Below are 16,096 nucleotides of genomic sequence, written 5' to 3'. Positions count from 1 at the left end.
ATCGAACTAAGCAGAAAGCACTATCAATAATCTGGCTTGAAACGCGAGAAAAACCAAAAGTCCGTTAGTGACTTGCCATGCACTAACGGACGATGGTCTAAGCTTTAATATCGGCAACAAACCCTCGGATTTTCTCCAAGTAATTTTCTTCGCCCAGCAATTTGACGAATGCGGTGCCGATAATAGCGCCTTTGGCATAGTCTGTCGCTTGGGCAAAGGTTTTCGAATTAGATATACCAAAACCAATCACGAGAGGATTCTTGAGTTGCATATCCTTTAGCCGTTGGAAATAGGTCACAGACGATTCGCCAACTTCTAAATTCTTGCCGGTAGTGGCATTGGAAGATAGCAGATAGATAAAGCTGTTTGAAAGCGCATCGATCTTCTTTATTCTTTCCGTCGATGTTTGTGGCGTGACTAAAAATATGTTGCTGATACCATGTTGATGAAACGTCTCCGCATAGAGGTCTTCGTATTCATACATTGGTAGGTCGGGGATAATCACACCGTTTACACCTACCGCTGCACAGGCTTTGCAGAAGTTCTCCACACCGAATTGCAGTACAGGGTTGAAATAACCCATCAGAAATACAGGGATGGAAACTCGTGAACGTAATTCTTTCAGCTGTTCGAAGAGTAGTTTCAGGTTCATTCCGTTGTCTAATGCAACTTCAGAACTGTGCTGTATAACCGGTCCGTCAGCAACGGGATCGGAATAAGGAAATCCGATTTCTAGAAAATCTGCGCCAGACTTTTCCAGTTCTTCGGCGATGTCGATCGTGCTGTCCAAGCTAGGATAACCTGCCGTAAAATAGATGGAGAGCAACCTGTCTTGCTTTCCGTTGAATAAGTTTTCTTGCTCCTGCATGGTACTAAAATCCAAAATATTTCATGTAATTGTCGAGATCTTTATCCCCTCGGCCTGATAGGCAGATCACTACATTCTCGTTACCTTTAAAATTCATTTTCTCTAAGTAGGCCAGCGCATGAGAACTTTCGATAGCCGGAATGATACCTTCAAGTTTTGTCAAGAGTAATCCTGCCTGCATAGCTTCATCGTCGGTAATACTTACATACTGACCGCGTCCACTTTTGAATAACCAGGCATGCTGCGGTCCGATGCCGGGATAATCGAGCCCTGCTGAAATAGAATAGGGTTCAATAACCTGTCCATCGTCGGTCTGCATGAGTATAGAACGGCTGCCGTGCAGAACACCGTCTTTGCCAAGCGCCGTTGTAGCAGCGCTTTCGCCGCTATCTACACCGTGGCCAGCGGCTTCGACAGCAATCAATTGCACATCCTCGTCATCAAGAAAATGGTAAAACATACCAGCGGCGTTGGATCCGCCGCCTACACAGGCCAATACATAGTCTGGTTTGTCGCTTCCTGTTTTCTCTATTAGCTGCCGCTTTGTTTCCTCCGATATGATGGACTGAAATCGAGCAACAAGATCTGGATAAGGGTGTGGGCCAACCACTGATCCTATGATGTAGTGTGTGTCAACCGGATTATTTATCCAGTCGCGAAGAGCCTCGTTAGTTGCATCTTTTAAGGTTTTGCTACCCGATTGTGCGGCGACCACAGTTGCTCCCATCATCTTCATGCGAGCCACATTGGGCGCTTGCCGCTGAATATCTACCTCGCCCATGTAAACCACGCATTCCAGACCTTTTAATGCACATACCGTAGCCGTGGCCACACCATGCTGCCCGGCACCCGTTTCTGCAATGATCCTTTTCTTTCCTAATCGCTCGGCCAATAAAATTTGCCCGATGGTGTTGTTGATTTTGTGGGCTCCGGTATGGTTCAGATCCTCTCTCTTCAAGAAGATGTTGGCGCCGTATTTTTCGGAAAATCTTTTTGCATAATATAGAGGAGACGGACGCCCCACATAATCTTTAAGCAACTCGTGAAATTCTTTTTGGAAGCTTTCTTCCTGCATAATCTCCAAGTATTTTTGTTGAAGCTCTTCCACGTTTGGATAGAGCATCTCGGGAACGTAGGCTCCACCAAATGGACCGTAATATCCTTTTTCGTTAACTTGATATTTGCTCATCTTTAATAATTTTCAAAGCGTTTGTTATTTTACTGATATCTTTTAATGCGGGTGCTATCTCAAAGCGCGAATTTAGATCGAGGCCTATCAGGCGCTGATCGCCAATAGCGAGGGCATCTTGGATATTTTCGTTCGATAGGCCGCCGCTTAAGAAATAAGGCTTTTCAAAAGGGTAGCTAGCTAAGGTTTGCCAGTCAAAGCGTTGTCCGGTGCCACCATGTTCGTTGCTTTTGGTATCGAATAGGAAGTAGTCTACGACGGAGAGGTATGCGGATAATGTCTCCCAATCGAAGCCGCGCTCTATCCCGAAGGCTTTGAAAACCTTAACACCCTTTTGTTGTAGCGCAGCACATAGGGAAGGCGACTCGTTGCCGTGTAGCTGAACGCCATCTAGTCCCTCAGCTATTTTATCAAGGATATAAGCTTCGGTAGCGTTGACAAATACACCGATTTTCTGGATGTTGGGCGGAAGGTCAGGCAACAGCGGGAGGTTTTCCGTGAAACGCGGTGACTTTGCATAAAAAATAAATCCCAAATAGTCTACCGGTAAAACCGAGAGTTCCCGAATATTGCTGCTGTCACGCATTCCGCAAACTTTGACTTGAAGCGCTGCCATCTCTATCGCTGAATTAACTTGTTGAAGCTAGCTAAAGCTTTTTTGCCCAGCAGCGATGTTTCGGCTTCGTAAAAACAGTCGCCAAAAGTTTTCTCGGGATGTATGGTCTTAATGGCGAAGGCCGCATTGCTAAGTACCACATTATTCTGCACATCGTTGCCTCGACCGTTGATAATATCGTTGAATATTTTTGCTGCTTCTTCCACATTATCGCCTCCGGCAAGTTCGTCCGCTGCGATCTTGGAGAAGCCAAGATCTTCTACTTGATAGTATTTCTCGCCTTGGTTGTCGATGACTTTAAAATCTCCCGTCAACGAAATCTCATCGTAGCCGTCCAGTGCGTGGACGATGCTATATTGCTTCTCGGTATGTTGATACAGGTAGTTGTATAGGCGAGCAAGCTCTAGGCTAAAGACCCCTACTGCTTGATATTTTGGGTTTGCGGGGTTGGTAAGTGGCCCGAGCATGTTGAAAAATGTTTTGACGCCCAAAGCTCGGCGAATAGGAGCCACGGTCTTCATCGCCGGATGGAAAAGTGGGGCATGGAGGAAACAGATACCCGCTTCGTCAAGTTGTCGGTGTAGTTCGCTACTATCATTGGTGAATCGATAGCCGAGGTGCTCCATAACGTTTGATGATCCACATCCGGAAGATACACCTACGTTTCCATGTTTGGCCACATGATATCCTGCTCCTGCAACAACAAAGGAAGCTAAAGTCGAAATGTTGAAGGTGTTTTTACCATCACCACCGGTACCGCAAAGGTCTATTAAATCATAACCCGGGAATTCCAATTTGACGCAGAGATCATACATCGCATTACGAAAGCCACTCAGTTCGTCAACGCGTATGCTCCGCATCCCGTAGGCGGTCATAAAGGCGGCTATCTGATGGCTATCGTATTTGCCCGTGGCGATGTTGGTGAGGATAGTGTAAGCTTCCTCTTTGGTAAATGTTTTGTACTCAAATAAATGAGTAAGAATCTCTTTCATATACTGTATCGTGAAATAAAAAAGGCTTGCCTATTCAGGCAAGCCGCTATATTTTGATGTAAAAAATTCAAGCAATAGGTTTCTGCCACAACTTTAAGAGTTGTGCCACCACCATGCTTTATTTACAATCGTTGAAATCATGCTAATTCGTTGAAAACAAATATCTATTATTTATTAATGAACTGCAAATTTTTTGTTGAAAAATTAATAAGTCACAAAATGGGCTACTTTGTCGCCTTTGGATACAAGGGTAAAGGATGCGATCTTATCCTCTTCGATATAGATCGCAAGCATCTGGCGGTTCTTATAGCGAAGAAAGTACATGTTCTCGATCGGTTTTCCTTCTGGATCAATATCCCGCACCTCTTTCTTGGGCAAAGATTGAAAAGGGATGTATGCAATCTCCTCTATATTTTTGGTTTGCAGATTCAGCCGTATTTCGTCGATGCTAGCTTCCAGGTAATCATATTCCTCATTTGTTGAGGTCTCCGTAATACGTACATGTTTACTCAAGATCAAATCTGGACGAATATTTTCATCGGCAACATCAAGAACAAAATCCTTAATGATCTGTATGTCCCGCTCTTGCTTATCTGTGATGGTTTGCGCGAAACTCGCTATCCATGACACACTAAGCAATAGGATAAAAGGAATAATTTTTTTTTGCATCGTTTCGCTCTATTATCCTAAGACTCTTTTTCCAAGAGAAGGATTAATAAAAAACATAAAAAACGCCTCTAGGGCGTTTTTTATGTTCAATTAATACTCGTCTTCATTGAAAAAGAAATCATCCTTAGTCGGATAATCGGGCCAAATCTCTTCGATGTTTTCGTATGGCTCGCCGTCGTCCTCTAACGCTTGAAGATTTTCTATAACCTCCACCGGAGCTCCGGAACGAATAGCATAGTCAATTAACTCATCTTTAGTTGCTGGCCATGGCGCATCTTCCAAGTGCGATGCTAATTCTAGTGTCCAATACATATCTAATAATTTAAGTCGCTATTTCTCGCAAAAATAACATTATTATTGATAAAAACAAGTCAAATGAATGTTATCAAATTTTATGTATTGTAATTGGTTTATTTTTAGTGTCTTATGTTTCAAATTTTCTCAAAATCGGAACCTTTTTCTTTCAATGCATCGAGTCTTGGCAATACAGATTTTATATCGGGATTACGGTAATCATCTTCGATAAGGCCATCACGCATCCGAACAATTCGGTGAGCATGTTGTGCAATATCTTCTTCATGGGTCACAAGGATGATGGTGTTTCCTTTTGCATGGATATTTTCCAGTAGGCCCATAATTTCAATAGACGTCTTGGTATCTAGATTTCCGGTCGGTTCATCCGCCAAAATGATAGAAGGACTGTTGATCAAGGCGCGTGCTACAGCCACACGTTGGCGCTGACCGCCCGAGAGCTCATTTGGTTTATGATCAACTCGATTGCCTAACCCCACGTCTTCTAGCGCCTTCAATGCCTGATCTTCTCTTTTCTTCTTGCTGTATCCCGCATAAATCAAGGGTAAGGCGACATTTTCCAGAGCCGTGCTCTTGGGAAGCAGGTTGAATGTTTGGAACACAAAACCAATTTCTTTATTCCTAACCTCCGCAAGTTCATTTTCGCTCATGTCCGACACATTGATGCCATTGAGGATATACGTACCCTTACTGGGCGTATCCAGACATCCCAAAATATTCATCAAAGTGGATTTGCCCGATCCCGATGGTCCCATCAAAGCGACAAATTCACCTTTTTTGATGTTGAGGGAGACAGACTTTAGGGCGTGGATTTTTTCTGCGCCGATAATATAGGCTCTACCGATGTCTTCAATTTGGATTAAAAAGTTATTTTCCATGCGTTTTGGCTGTAGACTGCTATGAAGTTACGATTTATTGTAGAGATCCCAACGGTCTTTCATTTTTCGATATACTGCAGTTTCTAATTGTTCGGCATTTTCCTTTCCAAAATGTTGCGTAGGAATAGGCGCTAGCACATCTACATGGATGACGCCCGGTTTTGAACCAAACTTTTTGCCATCGTCCCAAAAGATTTTCCAAGCGTCTTGTATGATGACGGGAAGAATAGGGACGTTGTGTTCCGTAGCCAGGCGAAAGGCGCCCGATTTAAAAGGGTGCAGCGTGGGCGGGAAATTGTCGTCGATTTTACCCTCTGGAAATATCACTAGTGACTTTTTATCTTCCAGTAGTTCGAGCGCCCTTTTAAATGCTTTGAAAGCCGATATTTTACTGTCACGCTTAACCGGAATGTCGATGGTCTCAAAAAAAACACGGGTAATTGGGTTATCCAAAAGTTCTACTTTACCCATAAAGGAAAAAGGCTCGCGGCACAAGTAGGTCAATACCGTGATATCGAGAAAGGAGCTGTGGTTTGGGCATATGACATAGTTTTTCGACCAGTCTACTTCTTCTTCAAAGTTCACCTGCACCCGTATTCCCACTGCGTAGATGCCCGCTAGGCTTATCCATCGTCGGAAAGACACGATCTTGTTGTAGTTTCTTATAGGATTTTTTGCGTAGAAAAGTAAAAAAGGGTAGCCTAATAAAAAAAAGAAGAGAACCAGAGCGAGGTAGGTACAGCGATGTAGTTTTCTCAAAATCCTAAGCATGTCCAAACATATAGATTTTTACGGTAATATGCAACGGATGCTGTGTTTCGGGGCGGAGCTGTTGCTGGGAAATAGGTAAATCTGCCTGCAGCGTTATTCGCTGCAGGCAGAATATAATTATTTACTGAGATCTGCAAAATGTTTGAAAAACGAAGGTATAGTCTCAATACCTTTTAAATAGTTTTCGATCCCGTATTTTTCATTCGGAGAATGTAGGTTATCGCTGTCAAGCCCAAAGCCCAGCAATACGGTTTTTACACCGAGTTCTTTTTCGAAAAGCGCTACGATAGGTATGGAACCACCGCCACGGGTAGGGATGGGCTTCTTATTGAAAGCCTCTTCCAAAGCCTTTTCTGCTGCTTTATATGCAACGCTATCAGTCGGCGTGACCACCGGTTCGCCGCCATGGTGCGGTTTAACGGCAACTTTTACATAGCTAGGCGCAATCTTTTCAAAATGCTCTTTGAAGAGCGTGGTGATGCGCTGCGAATCTTGGTTGGGTACCAAACGCATGGATATTTTAGCAAAAGCTTTGGACGGTAGCACCGTTTTTGCTCCTTCGCCGATGTAGCCTCCCCAGATACCGTTAACCTCCAAGGTGGGACGGATACCTGTGCGTTCAATGCTGCTGTATCCCGCTTCTCCCCATACTTCGGCTACTCCTAGGTCTTCTTTGTAGGCCTCGATGTCGAATGGTGCTTCATTAAGCGCTGCACGCTCTTCGGCAGATAGTTCCAATACGTCGTCATAAAAACCGGGAATGGCGATATGGTTATTTTCGTCGTGCAAAGAGGCAATCAGCTTTGCTAAGATCGTCGCGGGGTTGGCTACAGCACCACCATACACGCCGGAATGCAGGTCTCTGTTTGGACCGGTAACCTCAACTTCGACATAAGATAGGCCTCGTAGCCCTGTCTCCAACGAAGGTTGATCCATGCTGATCATCGAGGTGTCCGAAATAACGATGACATCGTTCTGTAGACGCTCTGTATTTTCTTTGACGAAGGTGCCTAAGTTTGCAGAGCCCACTTCTTCCTCGCCTTCGATCATGAATTTAATGTTGCAGGCCAACGCATCGTTCTTCATCATATACTCAAAGGCTTTAACGTGCATATAAAACTGCCCTTTGTCGTCAGCTGCTCCACGGGCATAGATCTTGCCATCGCGCACAGTAGGCTCGAAAGGAGGGGTGTCCCAAAGCTCCAACGGATCTGCCGGCTGTACGTCATAATGTCCATAGACAAGGACAGTAGGCAGCTTGCTATCAATAATTTTCTCTCCGTAAACGATCGGGTTGCCTGCGGTAGCGCATACTTCAACTTGATCGGCACCGGCTTCCCTTAATTTTTCTGCTACAAATTCCGCAGTTTTCACCACATCTTCTTTGTATTTAGGGTCGGCACTGATTGACGGAAAACGTAATAAAGCGAACAATTCTTCTAAAAATCTCTCCTGATTGGATTGAACATATTCTTTTATCGTCTGCATATTTTTTTGTTTTTACAAAGCTACCAATTATAATTTTATTCCGTAGCGACATCTTTTTCCTGTGTACTACGTAAAGAAACTTGTTAAGGAAATGTTAAACATTTCAAAACCCTTTGAATCGGAAGTTAATTATGATATTTTCGTAGATATATCATGTACTACCAATTTTTATGAAAAAGCTAACCGCGCTTTGCGCGTTTTTGATCTTAACCGTTTTTTTTGTTGCGCAAGGGCAGACGAAAATTACTGGTGAGGTTGTAGACGATGCAGACCAAATCACAAAATTATCCAACGCTTCCGTCATGTTGATTCGTGCCAAAGACTCCATTTTAGTGCAGCATACGCGAGCGGATCAAAATGGTAAATTCTCCCTGTTGCGGCCGGATACCATTCCGTATTTATTAATCGTTACGTATCCGAAATACGGTGATTTTTATAAGGAAATTGTGCAGGAAAGCGATGGGGCAGTAGGGCGCATAGGATTGAGTAGCGTAAGTCAATTGTTGGAGGAAGTCATCGTTACGGGTAAGATCCCGGTGGTCATCAAGGGCGATACCACGGAGTATGATGCCTCGAGCTTTGCCGTCGAGAAGAATGCGAAGGTCGAAGATCTGTTAAAGGTATTGCCCGGTATTTCGGTGGATGCCAGTGGGAAGATAACAGCGCAAGGAAAGACCGTGGAGAAGGTCTTGGTTGACGGGGAGGAGTTCTTTGGCAATGACCCTACCTTGGTGACACGTAATGTGCGCTCGGACATGGTCGACAAGGTGCAGCTCTTTGAAAAGAAATCGGAAGAGGCCGAACGTACGGGCGTGGATGACGGGCAACGGATACAAACGATCAACTTAAAGCTTAAAGAGGACGCGAAAAAAGGGATGTTTGGGAAAGCGGAAGGTGGCGGCGGGGCAGATACCGATAGGGGCTTCTACACCGGAACTTTGGCTTTCAACAAGTTTAATGGCACGCAGAAGATCGGTGTGTTTGGTTTAACCTCCAATGACGGTACTGTATCGTTGAATTGGGAGGATCGCGACCGCTTCGGATTCTCCGATATCAGTTCGGAAATTTCTGACGATGGATCGGTATCCTTTTCTTGGCGTGGAGATAATATGGATTATTGGAATGGTCGCGGCCGTCCGAGAGCCATCAGTACCGGCCTTTCCTTTGCTGACTCTTGGAAAGAAGCTAAGCATAAGCTGAATACAAGTTATAAGTTTGGGATCATTGAGAATGAAGAAGAGAGCACACGCACATCGCAGGAAAATCTTGTCGACGCGGTGTTAAACTCGTCTGATTCTAGCGCGAGCAATGCACGTAACCAAAAGCACCGGCTTAATGCGCGCTATGATCTTAAGATAGATTCGCTCACCACACTGACCATGAGCATTGGAGCTTCCAAAGGGAATACCGAAAGTAGCCGAACACAAAGAACGAATACCTTTGATGGAAATGGCAATGCCATCAACGATAATATAGCTAGTCAAGAAATGCAATCTGATAACCAATCTATCGATTACAGCGCTTATTTGACAAGAAAGCTAAAAAAGGAAGGTCGTTCGATATCACTACGCATCAACGGAAACCATAATGAAACCAATGGCGAAGGTTGGTTAAATTCCGAAGCGAATTTTTATAGCTCGAATACCGTATCTATCATCGATCAGCGTAAGACGATGGAATCGCGAGGAGATAACTTTAGGAGCTCCTTAGCATATACCGAACCGTTGACAAAACGGTTGAGCTCCAGTTTACAATATGAATTCAGTCATGGTGTTTCCTCCTCCATCAGCAATTCATTTAATCGATCAGGAGACAATGGCCCGTATGATGTGTTGGACGACGAGTTTAGTAACGATTTTGATTTTAATACCACGCGTCATGCAGCGAACCTTTCGTTTAACTACCGATCTGATCTAATCGATGCCAATTTGACCAATAACGTTCGTAATGACGAGTTGTATCAGGTAAATAACTATGAAGAAATGGATCTCGGTCGTAGTTTTCTGACCTATAACCCCAGTTTATACTTTCGCTATAAAATAACGAAAGCCAAAAGTGTTTCTTTTCGCTTCAACCGGAATAATAGCTTGCCATCACTAATGCAGATACAGCCATTACGGCAAAATACCGATCAGTTGAATATTGTCGTTGGTAATGAGAATCTTCGTCCCGCGCAAAGTAATTCTTACAATTTAAGTTTTGACACCTATAACATGATGAAGAATCAATATGGTTATATCTCTTTAAATTGGTCGCAACGCTTCAACAATATTCAACAGAATATACTGATTGAGGAGGGAAGAAGGACGCTTTCTTACGCCAACTTGGATCGTGTTGCCAATACGGTAAGCTTGTGGAGTAGCATTGGTCGTGATTTACTAAAGAAGCAAAAGGTGCGCGGAAATATTGGTCTGGATGGGACATATAACAATTATTTCAACTACATCAACGGAGCCTTAAGCGAGAATGACAACATCGATATGTCGGTATCGTTGAACTTTAGTCGAAATGTAAAAAAAGGTCTTGATTTCTATATCGGCTTCACGCCAGGCTATAGCTTGCTTCGTAACTCCCTGCAACCGGACTTGAACAGTAATGGTTTTGTCTACCGAAGTAACGCAAATTTAGAATACTACCTGCCTTGGAAAGTGAAAATATACTCCAATATCAATTACTTGTATCAAGCGCCGACCAAGGTGTTTTCGGAAAGCTTACAACGTTTTCTGTGGCAACCTGGTGTAACCAAGAAATTCTTGAAAGACGAATCGTTGACATTAAACTTTTTTATCAACGATGCGCTAAATCAAAACATTGGTTTCAACAGGCAGCAGAGTGCCAGTACGCTCATACAAGACCAGTATAACACGATAGCGCGATATTATATGTTAAAAGTAAGTTGGGATTTCACATCCATGAAAGGAGGAAAAGAATAATGAAAAAATTGGTATTGATAACATTTGGGATGTTATTTGTCTCGGCTATGGCTTTAGCACAGCATGCTTATTTTCCCGAAGGTGGTGTGATCCACTTTGAAAAACGTGTGCATCTGAAGAATTTTATGAAAACAAAGATGGCGCTGTCGAAAAGTGACAACTTCGATCGCTCCTATATTGAGCAGCTGTTAAGTAAGGCGCCTGATTCCTATGTGTACAAGAGTACGCTGAGCTTCAATGGTGCTGAATCGCGCTATGATGCGGTTAAACAGGAACAGACAGGGATCATGCGCAATTTGGATTGGTATGGATTTGATTACAGTGGCAGCTATTATCAGCACATAGAGAAAGGAGTGTTCAAAAGTAGATTGGACTACGAGGGAGGTAATATTCTCTTGGAAGACTCTTTGCTGAACATTAAATGGAAGATAACGAATGAATACCGTGATATCGCTGGGTATACCTGCCGACGGGCCAATGGTGTGCTCTTAGATTCGATCTTTGTGGTCGCCTTCTACACCGATGTTATACCGCTATCTTCTGGTCCCATCGGTACACACGGTCTGCCGGGGATGATCTTGGGTCTAGCGGTTCCGGATCAACACTACAATATTTACGCGACTAAGGTGGAGATTGGCCAGCCGCAGATTGTAAGCGAGCTAGCAAAGAAAAAGGATAAGCCGATGACCAGGACTGCTTTCCAATCTTTTATGCGCGATAGGCTCCGCATTGGCGATTGGTATACCGAAGCAGAATTTAATATGATGATGGTGAACATGCTGCTGTAAATGAAGCCAATGAACATGCAATTCATAAAAAAATCCCCTACAGTTTGTAGGGGATTTTTTTATAGTGCCGAGAGAAAAATTATTTCTTTTCGTCGTTTTTCTTTGATGTTACTTCGTTACGGATTTCTTGTGCCAAAGTTTTGATTTCTTGCAAACCTTTACGTACACGTGTTCCTGCAGCAGAGTTGCCATTGTTGAAGAACTTGTCTGCATCAGCTTCGATAGCAGCTACTAAGCTTTTTAATTTGTTGTAGTTTTCCATTTTCAATTATATAATTTTAGTTTCTATTAATTCTTGTTCTAAGATAGAATAAATATACAAAAACAAAGAACGAATATCCAATTTTTGTATCCAAATATCAAAATAAATTTGGATTACAGGCTTTATTCAACGATTTTCAGTTCATTGATGATGTTTTGCGCCCCCGCGAACTTATCGATGATAAACAGCACGTAGCGAATATCGACTGAAATAGTACGTTGTAAAACAGGATCGAAGATCACGTCACCCGCCATCGCTTCAATGTTTCCATCAAACGCCAAACCGATAAGTTCGCCATTACCATTTAACACAGGAGAACCAGAGTTTCCGCCTGTAATATCTTGATCACTCAAGAAGTTAACGGGCATGTAGCCTTTCTTGTCTGCGTAACGTCCGTAGTCTTTCGCTTCATAAAGCTCCATCAAACGTTTAGGCAAATCGAATTCCTCATCGTTTGGCTTGTACTTGGCGATGGTTCCTTTCAACGTCGTGTAATTGTTGATATCGGCGTCGTTGCGTGGATCGGCAGGTAAGGCTCTGATAGTACCGTAGGTCAAGCGCAATGTAGAGTTGGCATCAGGATAATATTTTCCTTTAGGATTGGCTGCTAGCACGCCCGCAATATATTTGCGGTAGGCCGCCTGAAACTTATCAGCCAAAGCATCCGCTTCTGGAGATTTCTCTCTGTATTTATCCATCAAGGATTTTGAAATTAGGTATAATGGATCTGCATCGATCGCTGCTGCCGAAGGATTATTTAAGAAACCATTCAGTTGTTCCGTCGATGAAAAGATGCTTTTGTCAAAAGCTGCTTTGACATGCTGTTGGAAAGATCCGCCATTTTTTTGTGCCAGTTCTTGGATGTACGGTGCGATGTTACCCGCTTTTTTTGCATACAGATTAAGTTCATCCGATAGAACATCAACCTCTAAAGGAACGTAGATGTTCTCAAAGGTTTCGCTCAAGCCTTTTTCCAAGGTAGGGCGCATCTCAGCACGTTTCGCTTCATTTGCAGCAGCATATTGTTTCAATGCTCCACCCAAGCTGTAAGGCAGGGCTGCAAAGGTCGATGAGCGAAGCATCCCCGTGAGGTAGTTGTCATGTCGAGCTTTCTCATTCGTCGCTTTATAATACGCGTCTATGGTCGGTAGTACTTCTGCGTAGGTAGCTTTGTTGGCCTTTTTGTTAGCCCACTTTTGGAATTTTGCTTCTTGTTTGCGTTTAGTCGCTGCGGTGTTATGTTTGGTTAGCGCATCGATCATACCCTGTCTGTTTTTCCAATAGTTGGCCACGCCAGAATAAGTAGATGCATAGTTCAATTTTACAGCTTGGTCTTTGTCCATGTGTTTTTTCATGGCGTCCATACCTACTTTTGAAGCCTCTACCCACGCTGGGTAAGCGTAGTTGACGTTTTGGTCAATACCGGCTGCCGGCATCCAGCGATTGGTGCGGCCAGGGTAGCCCAAGATCATGGAAAAATCACCTTCTTGCACACCTTTCAAACTTACTGGAAGGAAGTGTTTAGGTTTTAGGGGCACGTTGTCCTGTGCATAAGCTGCTGGATTACCATCTTTGTCGCCATAGACGCGGAAGATAGAAAAATCTCCGGTATGTCTAGGCCATTCCCAGTTGTCGGTGTCACCACCAAATTTACCAATGCTGTTGGGAGGCGTACCTACTAGACGAACATCAGTATAGTCTTGGTAAACGAAATAGTAATATTCGTTGCCGTTGTAAAACGACTTTACGGATACCACATATTTGCCCCCTTCGCTATTTTCTTTTTCAATCTTGGCAATCTCTTGGTTAATGACTTTCTCGCGCTCTTTCTCGCTCATGCTGTCGTTTACCAAGCCTAAGATGCGTTTTGACACGTCGTCCATACGTACGAAGAAGCGTACATAAAGGGACTTCGGCTTAAGCTCTTCTGCAAATGATTTTGCCCAAAAGCCGTTGGTCAAATGATCGTTCTCCGGTGTGGATAGCTCCGCAATAGCGCCGTAACCACAGTGGTGGTTGGTGAATACCAAGCCTTGTCCCGAAACAATTTCCGCTGTACAGCCACCATTGAACTGTACAATGGCATCCTTTAATGAGGAATTGTTAATACTATAAATTTCTTCAGCCGTTAATTTGAGGCCTTTCTTCTGCATGTCGGCCTCGTTGAGACGTTTCAAATGCATCAAAAACCACATCCCCTCGTCGGCGAAGGTGCTCATACTGACTGCAGTTAGCAGTATGAAAATCCAAATCTTTTTCATGTTATCAACCTATTAATACTGCACAAAGTTGATTTAATTCCTTTTCAAATCAAAATTTAACGGAAATATTCGTGGTAAACGGTATAGTATTGTCATATGTTGGCTTTGGTAAAGCGATCTAGTTTGATTTTTTTATCTTTGCAAGATGGCATCATTTGAAGATTTTAAACTCAATAAGCAACTCCTCAATGCAATTGCAGAAGCGGGTTATGAAATACCAACCGAGATTCAGCAAAAAGCAATCACACCTCTTCTAGCGGGACAGGATGTTATGGGGATTGCACAAACGGGTACGGGAAAGACGGCAGCCTTTGTGCTTCCTCTTTTGATGAAACTTAAATATGCCCAAGGGCAAGACCCACGTGCGCTCATTTTGTCGCCTACACGCGAGTTGGCCATGCAGATCGAAGAAAATATTCGTATGTTTTCGCGCTACTTGGATCTGCGGACGGTACTGCTGTACGGTGGTTTAGGACCTAAAGTGCAAAAAGAACAGCTGGCAAAGGGCTGCGATATCATCGTGGCAACACCAGGGCGCTTCTTGGATCTTTACCTCGAAGGAGAGATCAATACGAAATCTTTGAAATTCCTGGTGATGGATGAGGCCGATAAAATGATGGATATGGGCTTTATCGGCAAGATTCACCGAATTTTGGAGGTCGTACCACGTAAAAGGCAAAACTTATTGTTCTCTGCCACGATGAGTGAGTTGGTGCGTAAAATAGCCGGAGATTTTTTGGCTTTCCCTACGGTTATCGAAGTTACTGAACAGGCCACGCCGGCGCAGACCGTAACACAAACATTGTATGAGGTGCCTAACCTACGTACGAAGCTCAATCTCTTGCAGTATCTGTTATTGGATCATGAGTCCTTTCATCGCATCATTGTGTTCTGTAAGACAAAGGCCGTGGCAGATAATGTCTTTCATTATTTAGAACGTAAATATGGTGATGAGCATGTTCGTGTTATTCATGCCAACAAAGGGCAGAACACGCGCATCAACTCCATCAATGCGTTCAAAGAAGGCAATATCCGTATTTTGGTGGCAACTGATGTGGCAGCTCGTGGCTTGGACGTATCCAATGTAAGTCACGTTTTCAATTTCGATGTGCCCATTGTTATTGAAGATTATGTACATCGTATCGGCCGCACGGGAAGGGCTTTTAACAGTGGTGATGCAATCACGTTCTGTAACCCTGCTGAGGCCTATTATATCGATAAGATTGAAAAGCTTATTCGCCAAGAGATACCCAAGAAGGATATTCCGGTCAATGTGTTTATCGAAACTACTGGATTTGAAGAACGGCAAGCTATAGCGCGGGAAATCGATAATCAAAAGAAAAAGGATGATCCCGACTTTAAAGGGGCATTTCACGAGAAAAAGTACGCGATAAAAGCGGCATCCCGACCACGATCTTCGACAAAAAAGAAAGCAGGCGTAAAAAATAAAAAAGGTCGCTCGTAGATGAAATTAACTCCGCTCAATATTGTTGTGGCCTGCTTCCTGACTTGGATTGTTTCCGAGTGGGGCAATGATCAGCTTCGGTTGGCATGGTGGCAGGTTATCTTGTTTTTGGTGGTGGTTACATTGGCGGATATGGTCTTTCGGTTCTTCGTGAAGGATTTGAAGAAATTATGGATCGGCGAAATAGGATTTATTCTTGTTTCAGGGATCCTGATGGTAATAGTGAAAATTTTATGGAATTGATATGAAAACAGCAGAAATAAAACTAAATGTAACGTTGGACGATAGTAACGTGCCCGATAGCATCGATTGGTCGTCTACAGATGGTGAAACTTCCGATCAGATGCCCGCGAAAGCGATGTTTTTGGCACTTTGGGATGCTCAATATAAAAACTCGTTGCGTATCGATCTATGGACAAAAGATATGCCCTATGATGAGATGAAACGTTTCTTCTACGAGACGCTTCAAACCTTGGGTGATTCCTTCTTGCGCGCCTCTGGCGGCGATCCCATGGCGGAAAAAGTAATCGGCGACTTGCGTGACTACTGTGCGCATTTTGGCGATAAAATGGAAGTTTTGGAACAGGAATCCTAGTTCTTACTA

General features: G+C 43.5%; 16 protein-coding genes. 5 read left to right on the top strand and 11 right to left on the bottom strand.

Annotation, left to right across the window (positions count from 1 at the left end; translation table 11 throughout):
- Window positions 1–97: 97 nt before the first annotated feature.
- From trpA to SCB77_RS07740, 9 genes are all read right to left on the bottom strand, one after another.
- Window positions 98–868 carry a tryptophan synthase subunit alpha gene (gene trpA / locus SCB77_RS07780; RefSeq protein WP_320185863.1) on the bottom strand — a complete coding sequence of 257 codons (771 nt, stop codon included), beginning with the start codon at window positions 866–868 and terminating at the stop codon, window positions 98–100.
- Window positions 869–872: 4 nt separating this feature from the next.
- Window positions 873–2,057: a tryptophan synthase subunit beta gene (gene trpB / locus SCB77_RS07775; protein ID WP_320185862.1), complete on the bottom strand. Its 1,185-nt coding sequence runs from the start codon at window positions 2,055–2,057 to the stop codon at window positions 873–875.
- Window positions 2,038–2,673, bottom strand: a complete 636-nt coding sequence (locus SCB77_RS07770; RefSeq protein ID WP_320185861.1) for a phosphoribosylanthranilate isomerase — start codon at window positions 2,671–2,673, stop codon at window positions 2,038–2,040. The genes trpB and SCB77_RS07770 overlap by 20 nt, the downstream gene beginning before the upstream one ends.
- Window positions 2,674–2,675: 2 nt before the next feature.
- Window positions 2,676–3,665, bottom strand: coding sequence for an anthranilate phosphoribosyltransferase (trpD, locus tag SCB77_RS07765; protein ID WP_320185860.1), 990 nt, complete (start codon window positions 3,663–3,665; stop codon window positions 2,676–2,678).
- A gap of 204 nt (window positions 3,666–3,869) precedes the next feature.
- Window positions 3,870–4,334, bottom strand: a complete 465-nt coding sequence (locus SCB77_RS07760) for a hypothetical protein (protein WP_320185859.1) — start codon at window positions 4,332–4,334, stop codon at window positions 3,870–3,872.
- A 90-nt stretch (window positions 4,335–4,424) separates the two neighbouring features.
- Window positions 4,425–4,646 (bottom strand): DUF2795 domain-containing protein, encoded by a 222-nt coding sequence (locus SCB77_RS07755; RefSeq protein ID WP_002996718.1) that lies wholly within the window; start codon window positions 4,644–4,646, stop codon window positions 4,425–4,427.
- Window positions 4,647–4,765: 119 nt separating this feature from the next.
- Entirely contained in the window at window positions 4,766–5,524 is a 759-nt protein-coding gene (locus SCB77_RS07750) for an ABC transporter ATP-binding protein (protein WP_320185858.1), read from the bottom strand.
- 27 nt (window positions 5,525–5,551) lie between these two features.
- A complete protein-coding gene (locus tag SCB77_RS07745; protein WP_320185857.1) occupies window positions 5,552–6,283 on the bottom strand; it encodes a lysophospholipid acyltransferase family protein in 732 nt (243 codons plus the stop codon).
- 129 nt (window positions 6,284–6,412) lie between these two features.
- Window positions 6,413–7,783, bottom strand: coding sequence for a dipeptidase (locus tag SCB77_RS07740; RefSeq protein ID WP_320185856.1), 1,371 nt, complete (start codon window positions 7,781–7,783; stop codon window positions 6,413–6,415).
- A gap of 170 nt (window positions 7,784–7,953) precedes the next feature.
- Here SCB77_RS07740 and SCB77_RS07735 point away from each other — a divergent pair, with 170 nt between their 5' ends.
- Both SCB77_RS07735 and SCB77_RS07730 read left to right on the top strand, forming a co-directional pair.
- Entirely contained in the window at window positions 7,954–10,716 is a 2,763-nt protein-coding gene (locus tag SCB77_RS07735) for an outer membrane beta-barrel protein (RefSeq protein ID WP_320185855.1), read from the top strand.
- Window positions 10,716–11,504 (top strand): GLPGLI family protein, encoded by a 789-nt coding sequence (locus SCB77_RS07730; protein ID WP_320185854.1) that lies wholly within the window; start codon window positions 10,716–10,718, stop codon window positions 11,502–11,504. Before SCB77_RS07735 ends, SCB77_RS07730 begins: the two co-directional genes overlap by 1 nt.
- Before the next feature lie 79 nt (window positions 11,505–11,583).
- Here the strand turns inward: SCB77_RS07730 and SCB77_RS07725 are convergent, their stop codons facing one another.
- Complete coding sequence (locus SCB77_RS07725) at window positions 11,584–11,766, bottom strand: histone H1 (RefSeq protein WP_320185853.1); 183 nt, start codon at window positions 11,764–11,766, stop codon at window positions 11,584–11,586.
- A gap of 122 nt (window positions 11,767–11,888) precedes the next feature.
- Window positions 11,889–14,027, bottom strand: a complete 2,139-nt coding sequence (locus tag SCB77_RS07720; protein WP_320185852.1) for a S46 family peptidase — start codon at window positions 14,025–14,027, stop codon at window positions 11,889–11,891.
- A 145-nt stretch (window positions 14,028–14,172) separates the two neighbouring features.
- On the opposite strand from SCB77_RS07720, the gene SCB77_RS07715 reads away from it, so the two are divergent.
- From SCB77_RS07715 to gldC, 3 genes are read left to right on the top strand one after another with little or no spacing between them, the layout of a single operon-like run.
- Window positions 14,173–15,492 carry a DEAD/DEAH box helicase gene (locus SCB77_RS07715; RefSeq protein ID WP_320185851.1) on the top strand — a complete coding sequence of 440 codons (1,320 nt, stop codon included), beginning with the start codon at window positions 14,173–14,175 and terminating at the stop codon, window positions 15,490–15,492.
- The gene (locus SCB77_RS07710) at window positions 15,493–15,735 is read left to right on the top strand and encodes a hypothetical protein (protein WP_320185850.1); all 243 of its coding nucleotides are present in this window, start codon (window positions 15,493–15,495) and stop codon (window positions 15,733–15,735) included. It begins immediately after the preceding gene.
- Between the two features lies 1 nt (window position 15,736).
- Window positions 15,737–16,087 carry a gliding motility protein GldC gene (gene gldC / locus SCB77_RS07705; RefSeq protein WP_320185849.1) on the top strand — a complete coding sequence of 117 codons (351 nt, stop codon included), beginning with the start codon at window positions 15,737–15,739 and terminating at the stop codon, window positions 16,085–16,087.
- The last annotated feature ends 9 nt before the right edge of the window (window positions 16,088–16,096 follow it).

The organism is Sphingobacterium bambusae, from assembly GCF_033955345.1.
GTDB classification, from domain to species: domain Bacteria; phylum Bacteroidota; class Bacteroidia; order Sphingobacteriales; family Sphingobacteriaceae; genus Sphingobacterium; species Sphingobacterium bambusae.
Note: the sequence above shows the minus strand (reverse complement) of the source record. Positions and strands in the feature narration are given on the sequence as shown.